Here is a 23,632-nt window from a genome sequence, read left to right as displayed (position 1 = left end):
ATACATCTTCATCAGGGTTATTTACTGCGGACTTTGTTCCAAAAAAACATTTTAATTTATAAATCACTACAATACCTTCAATTATTTCTCTATTTTCCACTTGACTAATCGTAGGAAAAGAGGCAGGGACAGAAACGTTTAACCCCGAGAAATAAGCTGGAATTCACGAAAATTGTTCTTCAAATTTTTGTGAATTTCAGCTTATTTCCGAAGGGGTTGTTTCTGCTTCCGCCGTTTATTCGGATGTCAAGTGACTAGATTGTCACTCATAGAGCTATGTCTCAGACTCTTTTTAATTCAGATTTAGGAAGTTAAGGACAGAACAGAAATGTTTAGTCCCAATAAGCAAGTCCTTCAATCTCATTTCCTTTTGATTGTAAGTGTTCTAAATCTTTTTTCAGTCGAGCTGTTTCGTTGAGTAATGATAAACCGATCGTTGTGTCTTTGACCTTTAAACGTTTGGTTTGGCGTGCAACGATTTGACGGGTAGAAAGAATATCATCGTTTCGTTGGATAGCTATTTTTTTGTTGGTAAATGGTTTGTGGGCAGCTAACTGCATGCCAAAAGAATTGTATAAAAGGGTGTAGCCCGCAATTCCAGTCACGTGTTGATACGCACGTGAAAAGCCGCCATCGATGACAAGCATTTTACCATCCGCTTTGATTGGAGATTCTCCTTTGACGAGTTTAACAGGCGTGTGACCGTTGATAATATGAGCATCACTATAGGTTAAATCAAAGGCATTCAGTATTTTTTGGCAGACATCTGACTCATTTCTTAATGTATAGTAAGCATTTTTTTCTTCGAAGTGAGTTGCTTTTTCTTTGATAAAATAGCGTTCAAAGGTTTTCATCGCTTTTTTTCCGAACAAGGACGAACATTCGCCACACCATAAATACCACACTAAATCAGTAGCGAAGTCTTCCGTTTGCCAAGGTTGACTGAATGAAAGTCTAAGGTTCTTTTCGAAGAAATCAAGTAATTGTTTCCCAGCATAAGTTTGACCAGCAAATGTAATCGATTGAAAGCTAGCGTCTTCGTTTAAAGGTAGGCAACCATGGATCAATAAATTGTGGTTGTAAGACAGGTATAGCGAACCTTTTTCGATTAAAAATGCCATATGCCGGTTCAATGTTTCAGCTTGTTGAAATTGTTCAAGCAAATCTGTAATCAACTTATTTTCTTCTGATGTTAAGTGATAAGGATCAGACCAGTCGATTGTTTGAAAGCAATCATTGATCAAAGAATGCTTAGAATGATCGATCGTTATTTGTCCGTGATCGATCTTGTCTAATAGTAACCGATGCTCCATTAAAAATTCAGGTCTTCTTTTAATCAACTGTCCTTCCAATTTTTCTTGAATGATCGCCATTGCTTGCTGGATTTTCATAGCATCACTTATTTCTATGCCGCTAAGATCACGGTAAGGATTTTTTTTTGGTTTAAATTGAAGATTTTCCTTATAATGTGTTCGGCTAAAGGTTCTTAAAGCAGTTAAATCGATTCCGTAAGTTTCTTCTAAAAGATCAAGATTACCATATCGTGCAGAAATGCGCAGCACGTTTGCCAAGCAGGCTTTTGACCCACTGACAGCTCCTAGCCAGATGATATCGTGATTGCCCCATTGAATATCAAGAGAATGATAAGCGATCAATGCATCCATGATTTTATCAGGATGAGGTCCGCGATCATAGATATCTCCAATCACGTGAAGGTGATCAACGACAAAGCGTTGCACTAAATAAGCTAAGTCAATGACAAAATGATCAGCAGTGTCAAGCGCAATAATCTTTTTGATGATTTGCTGATAGTATGCTTTTTTATCTGTTGCTTCATCATATTGATAAATCAGCTCCTCTAAAATATAAGCATATGTTTTCGGTAAAGCTTTACGAACTTTGGACCGTGTATATTTACTTGATGAAAAACGAACAATAATCAGTAGTCGTTCGATCGTATCGAACCACCAATCGGCTGTCAAAGAATGAGTAAGCTGTAAGGAGCTGATTTTTTCTTCAGGATAATAAATCAAAAAACACAGCTCATCCATTTGTGCAGCAGATAGTTCTTGATTGAACAGGGCATGGACTTTCGCGCGAATACTTCCAGAGCCATTTCTTAAAATATGATTGAAGGCATCATATTCACCATGAAGATCACTGATAAAATGCTCGGTTCCTTTTGGTAAATTCAAAATAGCTTCCAAATTAATGATCTCAGCAATTAGTTCTTCTGCTTGAAACGCTCTCATCTGCAAGACTCCTTATTATTTGTTTTGCGTCAAATCTTCAATGATCGTAGTTGTCTCTTCAATTGATTTTTTATTCACGTCGATGACTATCGCATTATATTTTTCGAAAACACTGGCTGCATAGTCCAGCTCTTCTTGGATTCGTTCAGGATTAGTATAGGCAGAGTCTTCTTTAAGACCAAGTGAGTGTAAACGCGATTTACGAATGCCCATTAAACTATCGATCGTAGTTGTCAAACCAATGATCTTGCTAGGATCAATCTGATCCAATTCTACCGGTAAAGCAACTTCAGGGATCAACGGTAGATTTGCAACTTTATGATTACGATTTGCCATATACATGCTCAAGGGTGTTTTAGAGGTACGAGATACACCCAAAAGAACATAATCGGCTTCTAAGAAACCTTTTGGATCTTTTCCGTCATCGTACCGAACAGCGAACTCTATAGCAGAAACTCGACTAAAATATTGCTCATTCAATTTATGTAGTGCGCCAGGTTCCTGTAAAGGCTGAACACCAAATGTTCCTTCAACAATGTTGCTTAATGGGCTCATATAATCAACAAACTGCAATCCTGTGCGTTCAGCGAAGTCTTTGACTAGTTGAACCAACGCTTTGTTGACTAGAGTAGTAACGACAATTGCCTTATCATGTAAGGCATCCTTTAAGATCGGTTGTAATAGAGTTTCATCTGTGATAAATGGAAAGCGTTGTACATCACTCATATCAATATCTGGGTATTGAGCTGAAACTGCTGATATGATTTTTTGGGCAGTTTCTCCAACGGAATCAGAGACTAAATAAATTTTGATTTTGTTTTCTTTCATGAATAAGCTCTCCTTTGCTGCAACTTACGGCAGTTAATTTTATTGTGACACATACACTATAAAAACCTAAACCAAGGTCTAGTAGTTTTCTTTTTCGATTTCATGTCCCGCATTGATAAAATAAGCCATGATCCTGCTTTTTGTGACCTTACCAATGACTTTTTTCGGGTGATCATTTTCTACAACAGGTAGTGTATCGATACTATGTTGAAGTAATAAACCGCCAGCTTCTAAAATCGTTCGTTCTTTTGTAATTGTTATCACGTTGGGCATTCTAGTCATGATCATCGCTACAGGTGTTTTTTCAGTATTAGGATTACTGATAGCAGCTCGAAGCAAGTCCTTACGTGAGAGAACTCCGATCAATTCATCCTTATCGTCTTTTACATACAACGAACCGACATCATACATAAATAAATTTGTGACGGCATCATAAACGGTGGTTCCTTGATGAATAAGAATAGGTGGTAAGAGAATATCCTGGACGGTTTTCTTATATAGTTTTTCATAGAGTAATGGCTCAATCGTTTGACCGGTATAGAAGTAACCAACTTTGGGTCTGGCATCAAGTAAGCCAGTCATTGTCAAAATAGCTAAATCACTTCTCAAAGTTGCTCGGCTTAAACCAAGTGTTCCGGCAATGCTGTCACCACTGATTGGCTCATTCTCTTTGACGATCTTGATGATCTCCAATTGTCTTGAAGTGAGTTTCATTTTATCGACCTACTTTCTAAATGTGACACACTAATTATTATATATTTCTTATAAAAATAAATCAACCATAAATAAAAGAACTTATATTATCTATTGACATTAAATGTGATACACAATATAATCGATTTATCTTAAATGTGATACACTATTAAAAGAGAAGGAGTGTTTACTCGTGAATTATGTAATTGATTTTTCAGAAGGAAGTAAAGAACAAGCGGATTTGCTAGGTGGTAAAGGGGCGAATCTCGCAGAAATGACAAAATTGAATTTGCCTGTTCCAACAGGTTTTACCATTACAACACAGGCGTGTTTGGCCTATTTGGAGAAAAAAGAGCAGCTATCAAACAAGTTAGAGGCACAGATAAAGCAACATATCCAACGTATGGAAGAACGTACGAAAAAGACGTTTGGTTCAGCGGTGAATCCTCTCCTTGTTTCCGTCAGAAGTGGTTCTAAATTTTCTATGCCGGGCATGATGGATACGATTTTAAATTTGGGCTTAAACGATGAGACGGTACTTGGCTTGATCGAAAAAACTGGGGATGCACGTTTTGCTTATGATTGTTATCGAAGACTTCTACAAATGTTCGGGGATGTGGTTTGTGGGATCGACAAAAATCGTTTTGAGGAACAGCTGGATTTTTATAAATCGAAAAAGAACTATCGCTCTGACACGGATTTAATGGCAGAGGATTGGCAGGCATTAGTGAGTATTTATAAGGATATATTTTTAGAAGTGACACATCACGCGTTTCCTCAAGATCCATATGAGCAGTTGACTTTAGCTGTAGAAGCTGTTTTTCGTTCGTGGAACAATCGCAGAGCTGTTACATACCGCCGATTACACGATATTTCTGATAAACTAGGAACGGCGGTCAATATTCAAGAAATGGTTTTTGGAAATTTTGGATCAGAAAGTGGAACTGGCGTTGCTTTTACTCGTAATCCTGCGACTGGTGAAAAGGGGATTTTTGGTGAATTTCTATTGAATGCTCAAGGAGAAGACGTTGTAGCTGGGATTAGAACACCTCAACCGATTAGTGAGCTGGAAAATCTAATGCCGGAAGTGTATGAGAAATTTTTGAAGTTGAGCGGATTATTAGAGCGTCATTACAAAGATATGCAGGATATTGAATTTACGATCGAAAATCGACAATTATATCTTTTGCAAACAAGGAATGGGAAGCGTACAGCAAAATCGGCATTCAAAGTGTGTCTTCAATTGGTAGAAGAAGGAATCATCACCAAAAAAGAAGCACTTCAGCGAATCAATCCAACAATGATCACTCAATTACTTCATCCAGTGTTTGAGCCAGAGCAATTAAAACAGGCTGAGGTGTTTGCCAAAGGATTACCAGCAAGTCCTGGCGCAGCAAATGGAAAAATCTACTTCACAGCTGAACAAGCGAAAAAGGCGAGTGAGCAAGGTGAAAAAGTCATTCTGGTGCGTCAAGAAACCTCGCCGGAAGATATTGAAGGAATGGTCGTTAGCGAAGCTATCGTGACGTCAAGAGGTGGAATGACTTCTCATGCGGCAGTCGTCGCCAGAGGGATGGGTGTTTGCTGTGTAGCTGGCTGTGAAGAGATTTATGTAGATGAATTTTTGGAACAGGCAACGGTAGGCGACGTCACTTTACGGCAAGGGGACACGATTTCTGTCGATGGAACAACAGGAACCATCTATAGAGGCAGTATTCCCTATGTTCAAGGGGACGAATGGCAGTTGTTAGAAACGGTCACAAATTGGGGCAAAGAAATGTCGAGGATAGATGTAAAAGCAAATGCAGAAACCCCAGCAGACATTAAAATGGCACTAAAATTAGGAGCGCAGGGAATTGGTCTAGCAAGAACAGAGCATATGTTTTTTGGCGAACAACGCATTTTTGAAATGCGAAAAATGATTTTGGCTGAGGATGAGCCATCACTTTTGGCTCCGTTGCACAAATTAAAAGAATTTCAAAAAGAAGATTTTCGCACGATGTTCGAGTTGCTAAAAGATAAGCCATGTACGATTCGTTTGCTAGATCCGCCACTACATGAATTTTTACCTCAAACAGAAGAAGAGATCATACATTTAGCAAATGAAACAGAGCGGACAGTGGGGCAGATCAAGCATCGAATTGCCGAACTTCATGAGCAAAATCCGATGTTAGGGCATCGAGGCTGTCGTTTAGCCATTACCACACCACAAATATATGAAATGCAAGCAGCTGCAATCATTGAAAGTGCGATGGCTGTTTCACAAGAAATCGGGCTGACTGTTGTTCCTGAAATCATGATTCCTCTGATTGGAAGTAAGGAAGAAATGGCCTGGCTAAGAGAACGTTTAGTTCAAACGGTTCAACAAATTTTTGAAGAAAAACAGCAAATCATTCCTTATAAAATTGGTACGATGTTGGAAATACCAAGAGCTTGTTTAACCGCAGACGAGATTGCGGAAACCGCAGATTTCTTTAGCTTTGGCACGAATGATTTAACACAGTTGACCTATGGTTTTTCACGTGATGATTCAGTGAAATTCATTGGCGCGTATGAAGAAAGAAAATTATTAAAGGCGGATCCATTTCAGCATATTGATGAAGAAGGCGTCGGTGTATTGATGAAAATCGCCGTCGAAAAAATCAGAAAATATGATCCAAAAATCAAAATTGGCGTCTGTGGGGAAGTTGGCGGAGACCCTCAATCGATCCGTTTTTTACAGAAGATTGGTGTGGATTACGTGTCATGTTCACCTTACCGAATTCCAGCAGCAATCTTAACGATCGCTCAAGAAAGTGCACAATAAATTCAGTCAAAAAAAGGGCTCAGTTTCGCTCCGCAAACGTCAAATAAATCATGTGAAAGATCAGCTTTGACACGTCAATAACTTAAAAAGGATAAAGGAGAAAGTCACTTAGTGGTGAGTTTTTCCTTTATTTTTTAGTGTTGTAAATCTCCGTTTTTGTATCTAAGTGGTATAATTTGATAGAACTGTTTGAGAAGGAAGTGAGTAACTTGACCAAGCAATCAAAAAGATGGCTGGCGATTGGTGCAGTATGCGGACTATTTTTTCTTTTAGGTGTGCATTTTTTTAGTGTTCAGCATGTCGAACCTGCTAAAATGCCTAAAGTGGTTCAGTCAGCGACTAAAGAGGATAGAGCGAATATCGATCTTTTGATCGACAAGGCGCATGTTAAAGGAACCGTCTTACTGATTGATCAAGGCACGATTTTTTATGAAAAAAGCTATGGTTACGCAGACCAGAAACACCAAAAGAAAAATAGAAATGAGAGTATCTATCCAATTGCTTCTTTACAAAAAATCATAACAGGAGCTGTAGTACTGGAATTAGTAAAAGACGGCATACTCACGCTTGACATGACTCTGGATAAGTTTTATCCAGAAATAGAGCGGAGTGGACAAATCACGATTAATGATCTGTTGAGCCATACGTCCGGCATAGACCTGCCGGAAGAAGAACCGGAATATCTATTGAAGGATCAAAAAAGTCAAATCAACTATGCATTAAAAGAACTCACTGTAAATCAGAATAAGGAATTTCTGTATACAAATGGTAATTATACTCTTTTGGCTGGCATCATTTCAGCTAGTTTAAAGCAGCCTTATGAAGAAGTGATTCAAGAACGGGTGATCGATAAGCTGGCGTTAAAGCATACTTATTTTTGGGATCATTTGCCGGAGTCAGAGTCTTTACCAGTTCCTTATATTCATACAACGCAGGATTATCAGCCAGATTCTTTTCCGTCCAGCAAAAAACTATTTTCAAGTTTACTTGGTGCTGGAAACATGTATATGTCTGTAGAAGACTTTTGGCTCTTTACACAAAGCCTAGTAAATGGTCAATTGTATACTCAAAATGAATATGAGGAGTTGGCGCAAGTAAAAAAAGAAGGCTATCGATCCGGTATGATTTACTTTGATAACTTGAACTATTCTGAAGGAAGTTTGGGCGGATACAATACAGTGATTTACGGTGATCAAGACAAACAACGAATGGTGATTCTCTTTGCTAATCAGTCAGGGGAGTATGGAATGCGCGAGTTGAGTCAACAATTATATCAGTTGCTACCAGCAGAGGAATGATTTGTTTGTGAAAATGATGAAAAAGAGATAGGAAGTTCCTTAGTTTTATGCTATTATTTTTAATAAATCAATTGAAGAAGGTGAAGAAATGCCATTATTATTTGGAACGGCAACATTCAATGAAAGTGAACATTTAACAATAGGCGGCTGTGATACAGTCACATTAGCAGAAAAATATGGAACACCCTTGTTTATTTATGATGTTGCACATATTCGTGAACGAGCGAGAGGATTCAAACAAACCTTAAACAGTTTAGGTGTAAAAAATAAAGTCATCTATGCCAGCAAAGCCTTTTGCTGTTTGGCAATGTATAAATTATTAGAAGAAGAAGAACTGGGCTGTGATGTCGTTTCTGCTGGTGAGATTTATACCGCAATAAAAGCAGGGATGTCGCCTGAAAATATCGAATTTCATGGGAATAATAAAACCAAAGAAGAGCTTCTTTACGCAGTAGAACAAGGTGTTGGAACAATCATTATCGATAATTTTTACGAAATTGAGTTATTGAGTGCCATTCTGAAAGAAAAAAATCAAAAGCAACATGTTCTGTTTCGAATTACACCAGGAATCAATGCGGAAACGCACGACTATATTTTAACCGGTCAAGTCGATTCAAAATTTGGATTTGATGTAAATAGTGGACAAGCAACTCAAGCATTAGAACGGATTTTAGCTGATGATCATTTGGTTTTAAAAGGGGTTCACTGTCATATTGGTTCACAGATTTTTTCTGCCGAAGGCTTTTTAGCAGCAGTTGAAAAGATGCTGACTATTTTGAACGAGTGGAAACAAGCATTTGGCTATTCTGTCGATGTCTTAAATATGGGGGGCGGTTTTGGTGTTCAGTATACCGAAGCAGATGATCCGTTAGAACCGGAAGCATTTGTTAAAGCCATCGTCAATAGTGTAAAGGGTCAATGTGCGTTGTTGGATTATGCGTTTCCTGAAATCTGGCTGGAGCCTGGTAGGAGCATTATTGCTGAAGCAGGCACAACGATTTATACGGTAGGTTCTGAAAAGGTCATTCCCGAAGTCAGACATTATGTGTCTGTCGACGGCGGAATGGGAGACAATATTCGTCCTGCCTTGTATGGAGCAAAATATGACGGCTTTTTAGCAAATAGAATCAGCAACGAACAACAATCGCCGAAAACGATTGTTGGAAAATATTGCGAATCTGGAGATGTTTTAATCAAAGATATTGAATTGCCGACATTGAGACCAGAAGACTTATTTGCAGTGACAAGTACAGGCGCTTATGGGTATTCAATGGCTAATAACTATAATCGTAATTTAAAACCGGCAGTTGTATTTGTAGAAGATGGACATGAAAAATTAGCGATTCGCCGTGAGACATACGAAGACTTGATTTCGTTGGATTGTGAATAAAGGAACACCGAACAAAGCACAGCTGGTTTTGTTCGGTGTTCTTTTTATAGAGAAAACGTATAGTTGAGGGCATCGATACTCTTTTTCGCGACATAGTAGTATACTTATTTTAGGAGTTATATTTTTGAATGAGAGGTGATGGGAGTGAAGTGGATCATTTTGGTCATACTTATTTTAGTAGTTGTGATTGCAGCATTAATAGTGTATGCGGCTAATTTTTTTATCAATGTGGCACTTTTCAGAGAAAATCAATGGTACCATACGACCGGACATAAAATGATGAATCCGGATAATTTTAATAAAGGACGTTCTCAGTATGATATAACTGAAGAAAAACAAATTCAGTTAGGAAAAGAATTTTGGGAACAGTCTTACGCCCAAGATTATTGGCTGAATATGGAGGGAGAGCGTTTATACAGCCGTTTATTTCAACCTCACCCTAATAGTAAAAAATGGGTGATTTGTGTCCATGGTTATCGTTCATATGGTCAACGTGACATGGCTTTTCCAGCTTTTATGTTTTCAAAACAAGGCTATAATAGCTTAATTCCAGATCTTAGAGCGCACGGGCAGAGCTCAGGGAACGTGATCGGTATGGGCTGGCTGGATCGTTTGGATTTATTGAAATGGATTCAAGAAGTACTGACGATCGAACCGCAGGCAGAAATTATTTTATTTGGCGGTTCAATGGGTGCGGCTACAGTTATGATGACTAGCGGGGAAAGTCTACCCGCACAGGTGAAAGGGATAGTCGCAGATTGTGGCTATTCTTCTGTGTACAACGAATTTGGTGCGATGCTGCGTTCTGCTTTTAAATTGCCAGCGTTTCCTATCTTAACGATTGCTGATTTGATCGCACGTAAAAAAGTTGGTTATTCATTGAAAGAAGCTTCGGCAGTTTCGCAGTTAGCTAAAAATAAATTGCCGCTGCTATTGATTCATGGGACTGGAGATAAATTTGTTCCTCATCAGATGCTTTATGAAAATATGGAAGCAGCTACTGGTGTTAAAGAGAGTTTGATAATAGAAAAAGCACCGCACTTGTCTTCCTTTATTTATGAACCGGAACATTATTTTGATACGGTATTTGAGTTTTTACGACGTTATTGTGAATGAGGAGGGGAATTATGGATGAAAAGAAACAGCAGAAAAAGCTAAGTTTGGGTATATTACTGATCGTTATTGCTGCGACATTGAGCAGTTTAGGACAGTTGGCTTGGAAGTTTGGTGCAGATGGAACAGGGAATTACGCAATTGGTTTATACATTATTGGTTTGATCGCAGCTGGTGCAGGGATGTTTTTTATGATGGCTGGGTTTCGTTACGGAGAGGTATCGATTTTACAACCTATGATGAGTTTAGGTTTCGCGCTTTCGATTGTTTTAGGGGCTGTATTTTTAAATGAATCCATTACTTGGTATAAGCTGTTAGGTACAGGATTTATCGTAGCTGGATCAGTTCTTTTGGGGATTGAAGGAAATGAGGGGACGGGCTGATGGATTATTTTGCTATTATTGTTATATTGATCGTATCGACTTTGTCTGGTAGCATCGGCGCACTTGCGTTGAAAAAAGGGATGAATGATTTATCAACGTTAAGTCTTAAGCTGGTTTTAATGAATGGCTGGATTTATTTAGGTTCTTTTTTATATTTGTTAAGCGCAGGTACAAATATCTTATTGCTTAAATTTTTAGATTATTCGATTGCGTTTCCGATGACCTCGTTGACCTATGTTTGGACAGTCTTTATTTCCTATTTTATTTTCAAAGAAAAATTGACAGTTAGAAAAATTTTAGCTGTTCTGCTGATCATTGCTGGAGTTTTTATTATTAGTCAATAAGCAAGTGAGTGGCGTAGAATGGATGCAAGAGGTAAGATAGAACTATACTACTAGGAGGGATAAACATGAAACGTACTACAAATGGCATTGATAAAATCAAATTACTACAAGCTTTAACAACGATCATGACAGGGGTATTCATGTTGAGTGCCGTTTTGAAACATAAAAGAAATTGAGGAAAAAAATCATTTGAGTTGATAAAAATAATGGTCTGAGGAATAACTCTTAGAGTTATTCTTCAGACCATTTAAGCATGAAACTCTTTTTTCCAGACTTTTCGTTATTTGAGAAAGAGAAGCAGAAAAGTTGGGATTATCCATTGGTAGCTGGTTTCTAGCATTCTGGTTTTAGCGGTGTAACTAGAGATAACAAAATACAGAAATGGAGTGAATGAGTTTCACTCTATTTCTGTATTTTTATCGATAATCAACTAATTCTTAACGAATGCCTAAAGCAATCCGAGCATAACGTGACATTTTATCAGTAGTCCATGCAGGATACCAAACAAGTTTTACTTCTGGATTTTTCACTTCAGGAATTTCTTTTAGCGCTTCGTGGATTTGATCTGTTAATACATCTGCCAAAGGACAACCCATTGTTGTCAAAGTCATTTTGATGACTGTATCACCGTTTTGAGCAAAGTCCACTTCATAAATTAAACCTAGATTAACGATATCGATCCCCAGTTCAGGATCAATAACAGTTTCTAGTGCAGTTAAAATTTGTTCTTTGATGTCCTCGATTTCTTCAGCAGACCATTCTTGATTTGTTTCAGTCATTGTATCTACTCCTTTTCTTGGTCATGCAGCCTTTTTGTGCAAGAAGTAAAAGGTGCATACCTTACAGTTCGTTCTTCCCATATAATACCTTTTTTTAAATACTTTGTAAATGAGAATCTTTTTCAATAAGGTGAGAAAAAATCACAGAAAAAGGCTCTTGTGTGTTGATGTGAACGAAGCAGAGTAGAGTCTGTCACTCATTCAAGTCTAGAGAGACGTTTTTAAAATTGTAGCGTAAAAAGCATCAGCTCATTTTCCGTTGCATTCATAATATTATGTTGTGTAAAAGCTTCTAAGAAAATGGCGTCTCCTTCATGTAAGAGCAAAACGTCATCTTTCAATTCCACTGTTGCCTCCCCCTTTATTACGTAATTTATTTCACAAAGATTATGAGCAATTTTTTTGCCACTGGAAGAAGATTGAGCATCAATGTAAATCTTTGAAATGACCATATTGTTTGTATGTACAGGTAAATTGAACAAAGTATCATAGTAAGTAGAATTTGTTTGCCAAGGGTTGTATTTCGTATTTGAAGTGTTCCGGATGACCTTGTAGCCTTTTTCAATCGTTTCGTCCTCATGAATGACTTGAGGGGCTTCATTGGCTAAAAGAGAAGCAACTGTAACATCTAAAGCGTCAGCAATTTTCCGTAAAGCTTCTAAAGAGGGACGATTAGCGCCGCGCTCAATTTGTGATAGGAAGCTAGCGGAGTAACCAGTCTTTTGTCCTAGTGCAGTCAATGTAATCTTTTTTTCTTTCCTTAAATTCTTGATTTCTCTAAATTCCATCTATAGCCGTCCTTTATATTAGAATCTTTTTTTCTTCATATTATCTCGAATTCGCCAAAAAATTACAAGTACTAAACGTTTAATGAAAAAATATACAGAAAATTCTCATTATTGTATTGACATTTTCATAGAGTAAACTTAAAATTGTAACAATTAATTCAAATTAAAAACGAAATTTGAACTGAAGATTTAAAAAAGAGTGTTTATTTTTTCTTTTGGAACAGTATATCGTTTTATGAGGAATGCTGACCAGATGGGGAGTGTAGTAAATACTATTGGGGGAAGTAAAAATGAAGATAACGAAGATCAATGTAGAAGCAAAAGCAGTCAAACTAAAAGAACCAATCACCATTGCACTGGGAACGATCGAGCATTCGATGAGTGCGATTGTTGAAATTGAAACGGACGAAGGTATTAAAGGCTATGGTGAGGGATCACCAGGAATTTTGATTACAGGAGAAACGTTAAAAGGAACGACAGAATGTATTCAATTATTTGAAAAACAGTTGATTGGTGTTGATCCGTTGGATATCGAAAAAGTTCACAGTATTATGAATACTGTAGCTGCCCATGCTCCCTCTGCTAAGACGGCTATTGACATTGCTTGCTATGATTTACTTGGTAAAAAAGCCAATCTACCTGTCTATAAGCTTTTAGGTGGATATGCTTCCTCGGTCAAAACCGATTTAACCATTGGGATAGATACGCCTGAGATTATGGCTGTCAAAGCTAAACAAGCAGTATCACTAGGTTTTGACACATTGAAAATAAAAGTCGGAACTACTATTTCACAGGATCTTGCCCGAATCGAAGCAATCCGTCTCGCTGTTGGCAGTCAAATCAAATTGCGGCTCGATGCCAATCAAGGCTGGCAACCTAAAGAAGCTGTGACTATGATCAATCGCTTAGAAGAGTTTGGTATTGAGTTGGTAGAGCAGCCTGTCGCTTATCATGATATTGATGGATTGGCATTTGTGACGAAACAAGTTGCAGTACCGATCATGTCTGATGAAAGCTGCTTCAATTCAAAAGATGCCTTACGATTGATCAAAGCTCGTGCGGTCGATTACGTGAATATCAAGTTAATGAAATGCGGCGGTATCCATGAGGCACTTAAAATAAACAGTATTTGTGAAGCTGCGGGAGTTGAATGTATGATCGGCTGTATGGTTGAGGAAACAAATATTGGCGTTACAGCAGCGGCGCATTTGGCAGCTGCAACTAAAAATATTACTAGGGCAGATCTTGACGCTACATTCGGCTTACATGAGGTAGCGATCCCAGGAGGTGTTGGGTTAGAAGCCACAAGTATGATCACATTAACAAATCAAGGTGGTTTAGGTTTGAGCAAATAAGTAAAGGAGTTTTTTGCATGTATTATGATTTGAAATATATGAGTGTCCCATTACCAGAAGATGTCATTAAATTAAAGAGTTACGGTGATTTTAACGGAGCAGAAAAGCTGATTCAGTTTTTATTATCCCAAGAATTACCTCAAGCATTACAAAAAAGACTAGAAATTGAACAAGATATTATTCGCATTGTGGGAATCAATGAATACCCCTTTGATTTTAAAGAAGCAAATAAAATGATGAAAGATACATTCAAAAATTACGATGAGCAAGAGTTAACAGAACTGAAAGAATCAGGAAAAGTAGACTGGCTTTACATTGACGGAAAGGTTCATTTTCAACGTCGCTTTTTAATGAATTTGATCAAAACACAGGCAGAGTATGAATCACGATTGCTTGTTAAAGAGGACAACGAAGTTGATCGCTTGAGAAAGCAGGAACTAACTCAAAATGTACAATTAATGAAAGCAAACGGCAGCAGAACGGTTAAAATCCATCTAAAAAGCAGTATCAAAGTAAAAAAAGAATACGAACGGCCGGGAGAAAAAGTTCGCGTTTACTTACCGCTTCCAAAAGCGTGTAAGCAAGTTTCTGATATTCAGATAGTACAGACAACTCCTGAGGCAACGATTATTGCAACGGAAGAAGAAGCGCAACGAACCATCTTTTTCGAAACGATTTTAGAAGAAAATCAGGTTTTTAGCGTAGAGTATACGTATATTAATCATGTCAATTATGTTGATTTGGATCCAGAAAAAGCAGCCGAGCAGCAGCCGGAATTTGAGTTGCATGAGCAATTACCTCATATTCAGTTTACGCCGTATCTAGAGCAGTTACTCGAAGAAATAATAGCGGGAGAAAGCAACCCAATCAAAAAGGCACGTAAAATCTATGATTTCATTACAACGCGAGTCAATTACTCCTTTATGAGAGAATATTTTACGATTGAAAATATTTCTGAATATGCGGCTGTCAATTTGAAAGGCGATTGCGGTGTCCAAGCAATTTTGTTTATCACACTCTGTAGAATGGCAAAAATTCCAGCAAAATGGCAATCTGGCTTGTATGTCTCTCAATATTACACTGGCTGTCATGACTGGGCACAGTTTTACGTAGCGCCGTACGGTTGGGTATTTGCAGATCTTTCTTTTGGCGGAGGCGCTAAAAGAACAGGTGATTTGGATCGCTGGAATTATTATTTTGGGAATCTTGATGTCTTCAGAATGCCGGCAAACAGTGAGATCCAAACGGATTTCAATCCGCCAAAAGCGTTTTTAAGAGCAGATCCGATCGACAATCAAAGAGGCGAGTTTGAATATGAAAACCAAGGACTTCCATATGCTTACTTAGAAGTTAAACAAGAATTGATCAAAATGGAAGAAATTGCAAAATAAAAAAGAAGGTTAAGGTGGAATGTATGAAAAACGGGGTTAAAAAGAGTCTTGTATTACTGACAACAGTATTGTTATTGTCAGCTTGCGGCGGGAACGCAGGAAAATCAGCAACAGACGGTTCGGGAAAAGAAAACAAAACAGAAAAGCAATCATCAAGAGTGCTCAATCTAATGGAAGCATCAGAAATAGGTTCGATGGACACGATCTTCACCCAAGATGAGCCAAGTGTAAATGCTCAGTCTAATGTTTTTGAAGGTCTGTATCAATTAGATGAGAAAGATAAAATCATTCCAGCAACTGCTAAGGAGTTACCGGAAATATCAGAAGATGGGAAAACCTATACGATTAAATTAAGAGAAGATGCAAAATGGTCAAATGGCGATTCAGTAACGGCGAAGGATTTTGTTTTTGCTTGGAAAAAAATGGCAGATCCTAAAAATCAAGCAAACTACTTCTTTTTAATGGACGGAACGATCCTTAACGGAACAGAAATCGTCAATGAAGAGAAATCAGCAGACGAGCTAGGGGTTAAAGCACTAGATGATTATACCCTTGAAATTCAAATGGAAAAACCAGTTCCTTATTTTACTTCATTACTAGCATTTTCACCTTTCTTCCCGCAAAATGAAAAATTTGTAACGGAAAAAGGCAAGGCATACGGCACTTCTAGCGAAAATATCGTTTCTAACGGTCCGTTCCTGATGGAAAATTGGGATCAGTCATCTATGTCTTGGGATTTAGTTCAAAATCCGGAATATTATGATGCAGATAAGGTAAAATCTGAAAAAATTCATTTTGAAGTATTGAAAGAAACAAACACAGCCTTTAATCTTTATGAATCTGGTGAATTAGATGTAGCTGTCCTAACAGGTGACTTTGCAAAGCAAAACAAAGACAATCCTGACTATGAAGCGATTCAGCGTTCAAAAGTTTACTCACTTAGAATGAATCAAAAAAGAAATGACAAACCATCGATTTTTGCCAATGAGAATGTACGCAAAGCCATTGCTTATGCGTTAGATAAAAAGAGTTTAGTTGAAAATATCTTAGCAGATGGCTCAACAGATATTTATGGATACATTCCGAAAGATTTTGTTGCAAATCCAGAAACTGGCGAAGATTTCCGTAAAGAAGCAGGCGATCTAGTCAAAACTGACGAAAAATTGGCAAATGAGTATTTAGATAAAGCGAAAAAAGAATTAAACGGTGATGTGACGATTGAATTATTGTCTAAAGATGGTGACGGCGATAAAAAAGTTGCAGAATTCATTCAAGGTCAATTAGAGAAAGCATTGCCTGGCTTAAAGATCAATGTTAAAACAGTTCCTCTAAATAACTCGATCGAGTTAATGAGAAATAGTGATTATGAACTCTCTGTCAGCATGTGGGGACCAGATTACCAAGACCCAATGACTTTCTTGGAAAGTTCTGTCAGCAGTAAAAATAAAACCAGCTATCGTAGTGAAAAATTCGATCAGTTGATCGATGATGCGTCCAATAAATATGCCAATGATCCTGAAAAACGTTGGGAAACATTGATTGCTGCTGAAAAAGTTTTAGTTGAAGAAGATGTAGCCTTGATTCCATTGTATCAACAAGCAAGAGGACAATTAGTTCGTCCAGGTGTTGAGGGCATTCAATATCATAATTTTGGTGCGACATGTACCTATAAATATGCTTACATTACGGAATAGTTATTACTTTGAGAAAACACACAAAGAAATTTACTGAAAAACAGAAAATCTTCTTACAGAAATACTTGACCTTAAACAAATTTGCTTGTATTATACTACTTGGGCACCTTTAAGAAGGTCAGAAGCTTGTAACGAATTTCCAGCTCCCTATTCATTTTGGATAGGGAGCTTTTGTTTTTTAGTCAGAAAACAATACAGGGTTCGTTTGCTTCTCTCTACAAATCTATTTAGAGAAAGGGTTTTTTTATATTATGACAAAATATATCTTTGTTACAGGCGGCGTGGTTTCTTCGATTGGTAAGGGAATTGTCGCAGCATCATTAGGACGTTTATTAAAAAATCGCGGCTTAAAAGTAACGATTCAAAAATTTGATCCATACATCAATGTGGATCCAGGAACAATGAGTCCTTACCAACATGGAGAAGTTTTTGTCACAGATGATGGTGCCGAAACAGATTTAGACTTAGGTCATTACGAGCGTTTTATTGATATCAATTTGAATAAATACTCAAATGTGACAACTGGGAAAATCTATTCAGAAGTTTTGAGAAAAGAGCGTAAAGGTGAATATTTAGGTGCAACAGTTCAAGTAATTCCTCATATCACCAATGAAATCAAAGATAAAATCATGCGGGCGGCAAATTTGACTGACGCAGATATTATTATCACAGAAGTAGGCGGTACAGTAGGAGACATCGAATCTTTACCGTTTCTAGAAGCATTACGCCAAATGAAGGCAGAAGTAGGCAGTGATAATGTTATGTATATCCATACGACATTGATTCCTTATTTAAAAGCTGCTGGTGAAATGAAAACCAAACCTACTCAACATAGTGTGAAAGAATTGCGTAGTCTGGGCATCCAACCAAACATTTTAGTTGTTCGTACAGAATTACCTGTTTCTCAAGGCACTAAAAATAAATTAGCACAATTTTGTGATGTTGCACCAGAAGCTGTGATTGAATCACGTGACGTGGAAACATTGTATTCCATTCCGTTAGCACTTCAAGCACAAAACATGGACCAAATCGTCTGTGATCATTTAAAATTAGACGTACCAGAAGCTGATATGACAGAATGGCGTGCATTAGAAGAAAAAGTACTTGGATTGAAGAAAACGACAAGAATTGCTTTAGTCGGAAAATATGTTGAGCTTCCAGATGCTTATCTTTCAGTCGTTGAGGCATTAAAACATGCTGGTTTTGCATTTGACTCAGATATTGCGATCGATTGGATCGATTCTCAAGAGCTGACTGCAGAAAATGTTGATGAAATCTTAAAAGAAGCGGACGGCATTTTAGTTCCTGGCGGATTTGGTGATCGTGGGGTAGAAGGCAAAATCGAGGCTATTCGTTTCGCTCGTGAAAATGATGTTCCATTTTTAGGAATTTGTCTAGGGATGCAAATGGCTTGTGTTGAATTCGCTCGTAACGTGGTTCAATTAGAAGATGCTGGTTCAGCAGAAAACAATCCTGAAATACAAAACAATATTATCGATTTGATGGCAGATCAGGAAAATATTGAAAATCTTGGCGGCACATTACGTCTGGGCTTATACCCATGTAAAATTAAAAAGGGCACTGTGACTGCTAAAGCCTATGAGGAACAGGAAGTCGTACAGGAACGTCACCGTCATCGTTATGAATTCAACAATAAATACCGTCAATTATTTGAGGAAAATGGACTGGTCTTTTCAGGAGTTTCACCAGATAATCGTCTAGTTGAAATCGTTGAATTACCAGATAAAAAATTCTTTGTTGGCTGTCAATTCCATCCAGAATTGATTTCTAGACCAAACAGACCGCAACACTTGATTAAAGGGTTTGTAGAAGCTGCTTTGAATAATCAATAGAAAAAGTATCTGAGCCTTGACTAATAAAGTCAAGGCTCAGATACTTTTTTAGTTATCCAGAAGGAGACCGACCGGCTCGAGCCGCATTATTTGGATTCTGAGGAGTTGAAGTATTTGTTGTCGGTCGATCCGACGAATCCGTAGGTTTCTCATTATCTGGTGGCGTTGGTTCAGGCTCAGGCTCTGGTTCCGGGTCTGGAACTGGTTCTCTAGTTGGTTCAGGTGCATCGCTTGGTGGTACCTCTGATGTTGAAGTAGAGGTATTTTCTGTTGGTTCAGAACTTACAGGAGTTTCCCATGTTGAAGAAGTATAGCCAGTATTCGAAGGTAACAATTGTTCTTCATACGCGCCTTTGACGTACAATTCACTGCCAGAGCGAAGCACGCTGTCAGGCATAACCCAATCTTCATTGTCTACACCTTCAGAAAGATAAGTCATCATTTCCCGATAAACCGAAGATGCTGTGCCCCAGTACTCGAAAGGAATAGGGGTTAAACGATTCTTATAGCCCGTCCAGACTGAAACGGCATAATGAGGTGTATAACCAACGAAAGTACTGTCAGGAGCGATACTAGACGCTTCTGAAGCACCTATTTTAACTAGGTCATCATCTGTGTAGTTTGCTGTTCCTGTTTTTCCTGCTTGGATCAAGCCTGGTACCGAAGCATTAAAGGCAGTTCCGCCATTGATAACATCTTTAAGCATATCCGTCATCATATAAGCAGTTGAATCCTTCATAGCTCGATGACTTTCCGTTTGAGTGACTTCCTCAGAGCCATCTTGATAGACAACTTTATTGACATAATAAGGTTTGTTATAGACACCCATATTCGCAAAGGTTGCATAAGCTGCAGCTAGTTTCAAGGAAGAAACACCATATTTATTTCCGCCAAGTTCACTGGTATTACTAGAGATTGCATTAGCAGCAACGATCTCTTTAAATTCAATACCTAAGTTTTTCAAAAATTCTGCTGACTTATCACTGCCCACAGCATCAAAGGTTTGAATTGCCGTAGTGTTTCGAGAATACATAATTGCTTTACGCATTGTGAGCGCTCCGTAATATTGCATATCCGCGTTTGTTACAGGAATATTTGTGCCTTCATAGGTTGTCGGTCTATCCATCATGATTCGTCCAGTTGAGTAATTTAAGTTTTCAATGGCAGGACCATAATCGGCGATCGGCTTCATGGTTGAACCGACATCTCGGTCGGTCTCAATGGCTAAATTGGTTCCCAGTTGAACATCATCTGGAATATTTCGTCCACCGATTTGCGCTTTGACTTGACCAGTTTTGACATCGATGACAGTCGAAGCAACTTGGAAATCAGCATCTGGGTATTCAACATACTCATCACTATTAACGATATCATATAATCGTTTTTGCGCATTCATATCAAGATTAGTGTAAATGTCTAATCCATCAGTATAGATATTTTTACCCATGCCTTCAACTTCATCGATAACTTCTCTGATGTAGTTGTCTACGATCTTGCGATTTTCATTCGATTGTTTTAACGGCTGTAAACCGTCGTCAATCGGCGTTGCTTTTGCTTCATCGTACTGTTGTTGCGTGATTTTATCGTTTTCCTTCATTGTGTATAAAACAACATCACGTCGTTCTTTGGCAATATCTGGTTTTACATACGGATCATAATCATTAGGTGCTTGAGGCATTCCAGCCAATAAAGCAGTTTGTGGCAGAGATAGCTCAGCTAAAGGTTTACCATAATAGGTTTGAGCGGCTGTTTCCATCCCATATAGACCATTAGCCATATACACTTTATTGATATAATACGTTAGTATTTCTTCTTTTGATTTCTCTTTTTCCAGTTTTACAGCCAACCAAGCTTCCTGCGCTTTTCGCTTAAGATTTTGATCTTTTTCAGAAGTGGAGAAATAAGATAATTTGATCAATTGCTGTGTCAAGGTACTACCGCCTTGAAGTCCGCCAGTCTTAAAGTTAGAAAAGGCTGAGCCTAAAATACGAATCGGATCAACGCCACTGTGTTTATAGAAACGTTTATCCTCAACTGAAACTACCGCATCTTTAAGTGTTTGTGGTACATCTGTCGGTTTGATCATTTCACGTTTTTCTGCTCCTAACTCTTCAAAAACTTCATTATTGATATCATATAATTTTGAAGAGACTGTGGCGCTTAGTTTTTCATCGTCCAATTTGGGCGCATCTTTTGCATAAGACCAAAAGAGACCTAACCCAGCAAGCAAACCGATGATCCCTAATAAAACGAGACCTAAGAAAATCTTTAGTAGAATTCGTTTTTTCTTTGGTTTTTTCCCACCAGTAGGAGGCTGAGTGTTTAAAGTGCTGCTGGAAGCAGGCGGATGTCCATGTCTTGCAGCACGTGACCCTATTTCATCAGTTGTCATTCATTGCAACTCCTTTTTTTGATTGTATGTATTGTTCTACTGCGTCCAAATAAGGGATTCTTGGTGCAATCCCAATCTGGATTTCAATCCCATTTTTTTCAATAATAGCTAGAGGCAAAGATTTTTTCCCAGTTGTTTCTTGCTCTGCCCAATAGGTGACTAAAGCTTCCCCGCTAAAAAAGAAACATCTATTCAAAGATGAAAACCACAAGAGAACAAAGCAAATCCCTTTTTGTGCCAAACATTGTCGGATATGATCGATCTGGTGTTGATGAAAGTTCTTAAAAGGGAAGGAGGTTTTATTTTTCGTCTCCTTGGCTTCAAAGTCCAGATAAAATCCATTATAAACGCCATTATAATCAGTAGTGGAGGCTTGTCTAAAATAAGCTTCTTTAATCACTGCGGCGCTTCGACTAGGATAATCAACTTTGACAATTTGGACAGGCGTTGGTTTTTTGTGGATGACAGCAGTATTGCGAGATAAGTAATAGGCATTACTTTTATTGATCTCTTCTTCAAAGTCCATTCCGCGTTTCCCAAATTGAATTGATTTTTGTTTTTTTACTTGTTTTTTTGATTTCGGTGCTTCATGATTGTTATAGGGAGTACCATTAGGATAATGAAAAGCCATTTCTATCACACTCCTAGCAAATATTATAACAAAAAATCTTTATGAAAGAAAAGGAATGTCTATGGAAAACGTAAAAACTCTTTATGTTACTGGATATAAAAGCTTTGAAATCGGGGTTTTTCAAGACAATGACCCTAAAATAGCAGTTATTAAAAATGTATTAAAAAAAGAAATTATCGGGTTTTTAGAGGCTGGTTTAGAGTGGGTGTTGGTAGCAGGCAACCTTGGAACAGAGATTTGGGCAGCAGAAGTCGTTGCTGAATTGAAAAACGATTACCCCGAATTAAAATTAGGGATCATTTATCCATTTAAAGAATTTGGCAGTAATTGGAATGAAAAAAATCAAGGAAATTTAGAAAAAATCGAACGGTTGGCAGATTTTGTAGATTCCGTTAGCCATCAACCGTATCAATCACCTGCACAATTAAAAATGCATACTCGTTTTTTACTAGAGCACACAGGCGCCAGCTTGCTTATCTATGACCGGGAATATCCCGGTAAAACGGAGTATTTCTTAAAAGATGCGACGCTATTTTCAGAACAATATCCTTATGAAATCCGACTAATTACGATGGATGATTTACAAAACTCGTTAGATTCATGAGAATCTGTTTGATTTTCTGACGATTTTCCTATACAATAATGCTGTTGAACTATGAACTTTTATCCTAATCAAAGAAAATAATGAGGTGTAAATATGGCAAATTTAGTATACAGTCCAAAAGATATTTTACAAAAAGAATTTAAAACAAAAATGCGCGGGTACGATCCAGTTGAAGTTGACGAATTTTTAGATAACGTAATCAAAGATTATGAAGCCTATAATAAAGAGATTTTGACACTGCAAGAAGAAAACAACCGTCTATTAGCTAAACTTGACCAAGCATCTAAAGTCCAACAAGCAATGCCTTCTCGCAGCAGCCAAGAAGTGCCTAAGAGTGCAGCTGTCACAAACTTTGATATTCTAAAACGTTTATCTAATTTAGAACGTGAAGTCTTTGGAAAAAAATTAGATGATACACCTGTATCAAATCCAATGTCAGGAATGAATCATTCTAATTCATACGAAAGTAATTTCCATCGTGAAATCGATAATTCAGAAACACGTCAATTTTAATTGACCGTTTTTTATACATGTGTAATTTTCGGGTGATCGCGGTTTGATTTTTCAAGCTGAGGAAAGTCCATGCTCGCACAGGCTGAGATGTCTGTAGTGTTCGTGCTTAGCGAAATCATAAGCTAAGGTACTTAATCCAGTGAAATCAGCTGATTTCACTATATAAAGTAACGGCAGGAAAAATGACTAAGGCTACGGCTATGTCAAAGTACCCTTGAAAGTGCCACAGTGACGAAGCAATTTTGGAAACGGAATTGGTGGAACGCGGTAAACCCCTCGAGCGAGCAACCCAAACAATGGTAGGGGCGCTCTTCTAAAGGAAATGAACGAGTAGAAGAGGCAGATTTATTTCTGCAGATAGATGATGACCATCACTTGTTTTTCCCTGAGAAATAAGTGATACAGAACATGGCTTACAGAAAATTACATGTAATCAGGATGACCTTCCAACTTTGTTGTGAAGGCTTTTTTTAAAGTATGAGTGAAAGAGTAGAAATTCTGACAAACGAGGAGAAAAAAGCAATA

19 protein-coding genes and 1 other RNA gene are annotated in these 23,632 nt (G+C 37.9%); 13 read left to right on the top strand and 7 right to left on the bottom strand.

Annotated features, from left to right (window positions below):
* Positions 1-332: 332 nt before the first annotated feature.
* From BCR25_RS06865 to ccpN, 3 genes are all read right to left on the bottom strand, one after another.
* Positions 333-2,252, bottom strand: coding sequence for a fructose-bisphosphatase class III (locus BCR25_RS06865; RefSeq protein ID WP_069662878.1), 1,920 nt, complete (start codon positions 2,250-2,252; stop codon positions 333-335).
* Positions 2,253-2,267: 15 nt separating this feature from the next.
* Positions 2,268-3,080, bottom strand: coding sequence for a pyruvate, water dikinase regulatory protein (locus BCR25_RS06860; protein ID WP_069662877.1), 813 nt, complete (start codon positions 3,078-3,080; stop codon positions 2,268-2,270).
* Positions 3,081-3,158: 78 nt separating this feature from the next.
* Complete coding sequence (ccpN, locus tag BCR25_RS06855) at positions 3,159-3,794, bottom strand: transcriptional regulator CcpN (RefSeq protein WP_069662876.1); 636 nt, start codon at positions 3,792-3,794, stop codon at positions 3,159-3,161.
* A gap of 172 nt (positions 3,795-3,966) precedes the next feature.
* Here ccpN and ppdK point away from each other — a divergent pair, with 172 nt between their 5' ends.
* The 6 genes from ppdK to BCR25_RS06825 all read left to right on the top strand — a co-directional run bounded on the left by ppdK (position 3,967) and on the right by BCR25_RS06825 (position 11,107).
* Positions 3,967-6,579, top strand: coding sequence for a pyruvate, phosphate dikinase (ppdK, locus tag BCR25_RS06850; RefSeq protein WP_069662875.1), 2,613 nt, complete (start codon positions 3,967-3,969; stop codon positions 6,577-6,579).
* 209 nt (positions 6,580-6,788) lie between these two features.
* On the top strand, positions 6,789-7,877 hold the full coding sequence (locus BCR25_RS06845) for a serine hydrolase domain-containing protein (protein WP_069662874.1): 1,089 nt from the start codon (positions 6,789-6,791) through the stop codon (positions 7,875-7,877).
* 88 nt (positions 7,878-7,965) lie between these two features.
* Positions 7,966-9,267, top strand: coding sequence for a diaminopimelate decarboxylase (gene lysA, locus BCR25_RS06840; RefSeq protein WP_069662873.1), 1,302 nt, complete (start codon positions 7,966-7,968; stop codon positions 9,265-9,267).
* Positions 9,268-9,411: 144 nt separating this feature from the next.
* Entirely contained in the window at positions 9,412-10,383 is a 972-nt protein-coding gene (locus BCR25_RS06835; RefSeq protein ID WP_069662882.1) for an alpha/beta hydrolase, read from the top strand.
* Positions 10,384-10,394: 11 nt separating this feature from the next.
* Complete coding sequence (locus BCR25_RS06830; RefSeq protein ID WP_069662872.1) at positions 10,395-10,763, top strand: EamA family transporter; 369 nt, start codon at positions 10,395-10,397, stop codon at positions 10,761-10,763.
* Positions 10,763-11,107: an EamA family transporter gene (locus BCR25_RS06825; RefSeq protein ID WP_245792255.1), complete on the top strand. Its 345-nt coding sequence runs from the start codon at positions 10,763-10,765 to the stop codon at positions 11,105-11,107. The genes BCR25_RS06830 and BCR25_RS06825 overlap by 1 nt, the downstream gene beginning before the upstream one ends.
* A 437-nt stretch (positions 11,108-11,544) precedes the next feature.
* Here the strand turns inward: BCR25_RS06825 and BCR25_RS06820 are convergent, their stop codons facing one another.
* Together BCR25_RS06820 and BCR25_RS06815 are read right to left on the bottom strand one after the other, a co-directional pair.
* Positions 11,545-11,886 (bottom strand): metal-sulfur cluster assembly factor, encoded by a 342-nt coding sequence (locus tag BCR25_RS06820; protein WP_069662870.1) that lies wholly within the window; start codon positions 11,884-11,886, stop codon positions 11,545-11,547.
* 221 nt (positions 11,887-12,107) lie between these two features.
* Positions 12,108-12,674: a helix-turn-helix domain-containing protein gene (locus BCR25_RS06815; RefSeq protein WP_069662869.1), complete on the bottom strand. Its 567-nt coding sequence runs from the start codon at positions 12,672-12,674 to the stop codon at positions 12,108-12,110.
* A gap of 290 nt (positions 12,675-12,964) precedes the next feature.
* Here BCR25_RS06815 and BCR25_RS06810 point away from each other — a divergent pair, with 290 nt between their 5' ends.
* The 4 genes from BCR25_RS06810 (at position 12,965) to pyrG (ending at position 18,967) form a co-directional block, all read left to right on the top strand.
* A complete protein-coding gene (locus BCR25_RS06810) occupies positions 12,965-14,029 on the top strand; it encodes a dipeptide epimerase (protein ID WP_069662868.1) in 1,065 nt (354 codons plus the stop codon).
* Between the two features lie 17 nt (positions 14,030-14,046).
* Positions 14,047-15,420 carry a transglutaminase-like domain-containing protein gene (locus BCR25_RS06805; RefSeq protein ID WP_069662867.1) on the top strand — a complete coding sequence of 458 codons (1,374 nt, stop codon included), beginning with the start codon at positions 14,047-14,049 and terminating at the stop codon, positions 15,418-15,420.
* Positions 15,421-15,443: 23 nt separating this feature from the next.
* Positions 15,444-17,114, top strand: coding sequence for a peptide ABC transporter substrate-binding protein (locus tag BCR25_RS06800; protein ID WP_069662866.1), 1,671 nt, complete (start codon positions 15,444-15,446; stop codon positions 17,112-17,114).
* 251 nt (positions 17,115-17,365) lie between these two features.
* Positions 17,366-18,967: a CTP synthase gene (pyrG, locus tag BCR25_RS06795; RefSeq protein WP_069662865.1), complete on the top strand. Its 1,602-nt coding sequence runs from the start codon at positions 17,366-17,368 to the stop codon at positions 18,965-18,967.
* A 52-nt stretch (positions 18,968-19,019) separates the two neighbouring features.
* Here the strand turns inward: pyrG and BCR25_RS06790 are convergent, their stop codons facing one another.
* On the bottom strand, positions 19,020-21,359 hold the full coding sequence (locus BCR25_RS06790) for a PBP1A family penicillin-binding protein (protein WP_069662864.1): 2,340 nt from the start codon (positions 21,357-21,359) through the stop codon (positions 19,020-19,022).
* Complete coding sequence (gene recU / locus BCR25_RS06785; protein ID WP_069662863.1) at positions 21,349-21,990, bottom strand: Holliday junction resolvase RecU; 642 nt, start codon at positions 21,988-21,990, stop codon at positions 21,349-21,351. The genes BCR25_RS06790 and recU overlap by 11 nt, the downstream gene beginning before the upstream one ends.
* Before the next feature lie 61 nt (positions 21,991-22,051).
* Here recU and BCR25_RS06780 point away from each other — a divergent pair, with 61 nt between their 5' ends.
* The 3 genes from BCR25_RS06780 (at position 22,052) to rnpB (ending at position 23,528) form a co-directional block, all read left to right on the top strand.
* The gene (locus BCR25_RS06780; protein ID WP_069662862.1) at positions 22,052-22,594 is read left to right on the top strand and encodes an SLOG family protein; all 543 of its coding nucleotides are present in this window, start codon (positions 22,052-22,054) and stop codon (positions 22,592-22,594) included.
* Between the two features lie 93 nt (positions 22,595-22,687).
* Positions 22,688-23,107, top strand: a complete 420-nt coding sequence (gpsB, locus tag BCR25_RS06775) for a cell division regulator GpsB (protein WP_069662861.1) — start codon at positions 22,688-22,690, stop codon at positions 23,105-23,107.
* A gap of 24 nt (positions 23,108-23,131) precedes the next feature.
* An RNA gene (gene rnpB, locus BCR25_RS06770) (RNase P RNA component class B) lies at positions 23,132-23,528 on the top strand.
* Positions 23,529-23,632 lie beyond the last annotated feature (104 nt).

Origin of the sequence: Enterococcus termitis, assembly GCF_001730305.1 — a bacterium.
Lineage (GTDB): Bacteria > Bacillota > Bacilli > Lactobacillales > Enterococcaceae > Enterococcus_L > Enterococcus_L termitis.
This window is presented reverse-complemented; position numbering and strand designations above follow the sequence as displayed.

What these genes read in the sequence shown, in the direction of transcription:
- BCR25_RS06780 (WP_069662862.1), top strand. Translation starts at nt 22,052, where the DNA reads ATGGAAAACGTAAAAACTCTTTATGTTACTGGATATAAAAGCTTTGAA.
- BCR25_RS06830 (WP_069662872.1), top strand. Translation starts at nt 10,395, where the DNA reads ATGGATGAAAAGAAACAGCAGAAAAAGCTAAGTTTGGGTATATTACTG.
- recU (WP_069662863.1), bottom strand. Translation starts at nt 21,990, where the DNA reads ATGGCTTTTCATTATCCTAATGGTACTCCCTATAACAATCATGAAGCA.
- BCR25_RS06825 (WP_245792255.1), top strand. Translation starts at nt 10,763, where the DNA reads ATGGATTATTTTGCTATTATTGTTATATTGATCGTATCGACTTTGTCT.
- BCR25_RS06790 (WP_069662864.1), bottom strand. Translation starts at nt 21,359, where the DNA reads ATGACAACTGATGAAATAGGGTCACGTGCTGCAAGACATGGACATCCG.
- gpsB (WP_069662861.1), top strand. Translation starts at nt 22,688, where the DNA reads ATGGCAAATTTAGTATACAGTCCAAAAGATATTTTACAAAAAGAATTT.
- lysA (WP_069662873.1), top strand. Translation starts at nt 7,966, where the DNA reads ATGCCATTATTATTTGGAACGGCAACATTCAATGAAAGTGAACATTTA.
- ccpN (WP_069662876.1), bottom strand. Translation starts at nt 3,794, where the DNA reads ATGAAACTCACTTCAAGACAATTGGAGATCATCAAGATCGTCAAAGAG.
- BCR25_RS06860 (WP_069662877.1), bottom strand. Translation starts at nt 3,080, where the DNA reads ATGAAAGAAAACAAAATCAAAATTTATTTAGTCTCTGATTCCGTTGGA.
- BCR25_RS06800 (WP_069662866.1), top strand. Translation starts at nt 15,444, where the DNA reads ATGAAAAACGGGGTTAAAAAGAGTCTTGTATTACTGACAACAGTATTG.
- BCR25_RS06820 (WP_069662870.1), bottom strand. Translation starts at nt 11,886, where the DNA reads ATGACTGAAACAAATCAAGAATGGTCTGCTGAAGAAATCGAGGACATC.
- BCR25_RS06805 (WP_069662867.1), top strand. Translation starts at nt 14,047, where the DNA reads ATGTATTATGATTTGAAATATATGAGTGTCCCATTACCAGAAGATGTC.
- BCR25_RS06815 (WP_069662869.1), bottom strand. Translation starts at nt 12,674, where the DNA reads ATGGAATTTAGAGAAATCAAGAATTTAAGGAAAGAAAAAAAGATTACA.
- BCR25_RS06810 (WP_069662868.1), top strand. Translation starts at nt 12,965, where the DNA reads ATGAAGATAACGAAGATCAATGTAGAAGCAAAAGCAGTCAAACTAAAA.
- pyrG (WP_069662865.1), top strand. Translation starts at nt 17,366, where the DNA reads ATGACAAAATATATCTTTGTTACAGGCGGCGTGGTTTCTTCGATTGGT.
- BCR25_RS06865 (WP_069662878.1), bottom strand. Translation starts at nt 2,252, where the DNA reads ATGAGAGCGTTTCAAGCAGAAGAACTAATTGCTGAGATCATTAATTTG.